The 2,378-nt window shown below is 73.6% G+C and carries 4 protein-coding genes; 2 read left to right on the top strand and 2 right to left on the bottom strand.

Features of this window, described 5'->3' with window-relative positions:
- Together VFW24_08240 and VFW24_08235 are read left to right on the top strand one after the other, a co-directional pair.
- Positions 1–597 (top strand): metallopeptidase TldD-related protein (locus tag VFW24_08240; protein ID HEX5266750.1); only part of this gene is annotated, 597 nt, incomplete at its 5' end.
- Positions 590–1,315, top strand: coding sequence for a PHP domain-containing protein (locus VFW24_08235; GenBank protein HEX5266749.1), 726 nt, complete (start codon positions 590–592; stop codon positions 1,313–1,315). The genes VFW24_08240 and VFW24_08235, both read left to right, overlap by 8 nt.
- Here the strand turns inward: VFW24_08235 and VFW24_08230 are convergent.
- Together VFW24_08230 and VFW24_08225 are read right to left on the bottom strand one after the other, a co-directional pair.
- The gene (locus VFW24_08230; GenBank protein HEX5266748.1) at positions 1,288–2,079 is read right to left on the bottom strand and encodes an S-methyl-5'-thioadenosine phosphorylase; all 792 of its coding nucleotides are present in this window, start codon (positions 2,077–2,079) and stop codon (positions 1,288–1,290) included. The genes VFW24_08235 and VFW24_08230 overlap by 28 nt on opposite strands.
- 28 nt (positions 2,080–2,107) lie before the next feature.
- Positions 2,108–2,378: hypothetical protein (locus VFW24_08225; GenBank protein HEX5266747.1), on the bottom strand; the 271-nt coding region annotated here is incomplete at its 5' end.

Raw genomic sequence — 2,378 nt, 5'->3', positions numbered from 1 at the left:
GGGGAGGCGGTGCTGAAGGGCCGGTCGCTGTTCGCCGAGCGGCTGGGGGAGGAGGTGGCACGGGCGGACGTGGCGCTGGTCGACGACCCCACCAATCCCGCCGCCTTCGGAGCGGCGGTGTACGACGCCGAGGGGCTGGCGTGCCGGCGCAACGTGCTGATCGAGGCCGGCGTCGTCAGCCGTTTCCTCTACGACAGCTACTCGGCCCGCCGGGCGGGGACCAGGTCGAGCGGCTCCGCGGTGCGGGCCGGGTTCAAGAGCGGGCCGGGCGTGGGGTGCCGGGCGCTGTCGCTGCAGCCGGGGACGCGCTCGATGGACGAGATCCTCGCCGCCGTGGACCACGGGCTGTTCGTGCAGAGCATCAGCGGCGTGCACTCGGGGGTGAACCCGGTGAGCGGGGACTTCTCGGTCGGGGCCGAGGGGCTGATGATCCGGGACGGGAAGCTGGCCGAGCCGGTGCGGGAGATCACCATCGCCTCGACCCTGCAGCGCATGCTGCGCGAGGTCATCGAGATCGGTGCCGACCTGGAGTGGCTGCCGGGCGTCGCCGCCGGCATGACGCTGGCGGTGGACGGCATATCCCTCTCCGGTGAGTGAGCCCGCCGACCATCCCCACCTGGCGGAGCGGCCGCCCCCCGGCCGGGTGCGCGTCGACATGCACACCCACACCATGTGGTCGGGGGACTGCACGACCACGCCGGAGGAGCTGGAGGAGGCCGTGGCCGCCGCCGGCATCGACGTGCTGTGCATCACCGACCACAACACGGTCAACGGGGCGCTGGCCCTCGAGGACCGACTGCCCTGCCGGGTGGTCGTGGGCCAGGAGGTGCGCACCAGCGCCGGGGAGCTGATCGGGCTGTTCATCCGGGAGCGCCTTCCGCACGGCGTCAAGCCCGCCGACGCCGTCACGCGCATCCGCGACCAGGGCGGCGTGGTGTACGTCCCCCACCCGTACGACCCGATGCGGCACTGCCTGAAGGAGGACGTGCTCGACGGTCTGCTGGCCGACGGGGGCATCGACGCCCTCGAGGTGTTAAACGCCAAGACCTCGCTGTCCCACCTGAACCGACGCGCCGCCGACACCGCAGAGCACTGGGGGCTCCCGGGAGGGGCGGGCTCGGACGCCCACGTCCCCGGCGCCTTCGGGGCGGCGTACGCCGAGGTGCCCGACTTCGACGCCGCCTCCCCGCAGGCGTTCCTCGACGCCCTGCGGGTGGGGCGGGTGGTCGGCCACCACTGGGACCGGGCCCGGCCCTGGCGGGCGCGGATCGTGCCGTCGGCCAGCGCCTACGGGGACAGCTCACCTTCCGGCTGAGCTCCGGAGGCGCAGGCGCACGCCCGCCGGGTCGGGACGGTGGGGATGGCGGCGCCGAGGACCGAACGCACCATGCCGACCATGTCGCGCAGGACCTGGAACACGGCGTCCATCGTCACCGCCTCGATCGACTCCACGCCTTGGACGCCGGTGTCGTAGTCGGTGACCAGGGCGATGCCCGAGTAGCAGAGGCCCAGCTCCCGGGCCAGCACGGCTTCGGGGTACTGGGTCATGCCGATGACGTCCCAGCCCGCTGAGCGGTACCACGCCGACTCGGCGCGCGTGGAGAAGCGGGGGCCCTGGATCACCACCATGGTCCCGGTCGGGTGGGCGGTCACCCCCTGCCCGGGGGCGGCGGGCAGCACCGCCTCCCGCAGCTCGGGGCAGTACGGATCGGCAAAGGCCACGTGGTGCACCGCCGGTCCCTCGAAGTAGGTGTCGGGGCGCCCTGCCGTCCGGTCGACCAGCTGGTCGCACACCACCAGCTCCCCGGGGTGGACGTCGGGGCGCAGCGACCCCGCCGCCGACGGGGCCACGACCCGGGTGACGCCGAGGTCCCGGAGCGCCCACAGGTTGGCCCGGTAGGGGATGTGGTGGGGCGGGATCTCGTGGCGCAGGCCGTGGCGGGGGAGGAAGGCGACCTCGCGCCCGCCGATCCGGCCGACCGTCACCGGCGCCGAGGGGGCGCCGTAGGGGGTGTCCAGGTCGACGGCCCGGCCGTCGGCCAGCAGCTCGTAGAACCCGCTGCCGCCGATGACGGCGATCTCGGCGGCGGGGCGGTCGGCCAGGTGCCTAGGAGGCGGCGGCCTTGGCCCCGGAGGAGCCCGACGAGCCCTTCCCGGACGAGCCGGACGAGCCCGAGGAGCTCTTGGAGTCCGAGCCCTTGGAGTCCGAGCCCTTGGAGTCCGAGCCCTTGGAGTCCGAGCCCTTGGAGTCCGAGCTCTTGGAGTCCGAGCCCTTGGAGTCCGACGAGCCCGAGGCGCTCTTGGAGTCAGACGACGAGCTCTTCGACTCCGAGGACGCGCCCTCCTTGGGCCGGGGCCGGCTGTCGGTCTTGTAGAAG

The organism is Acidimicrobiales bacterium, assembly GCA_036273495.1.
Classification (GTDB): domain Bacteria; phylum Actinomycetota; class Acidimicrobiia; order Acidimicrobiales; family JAJPHE01; genus DASSEU01.
Note: the sequence above shows the minus strand (reverse complement) of the source record. Positions and strands in the feature narration are given on the sequence as shown.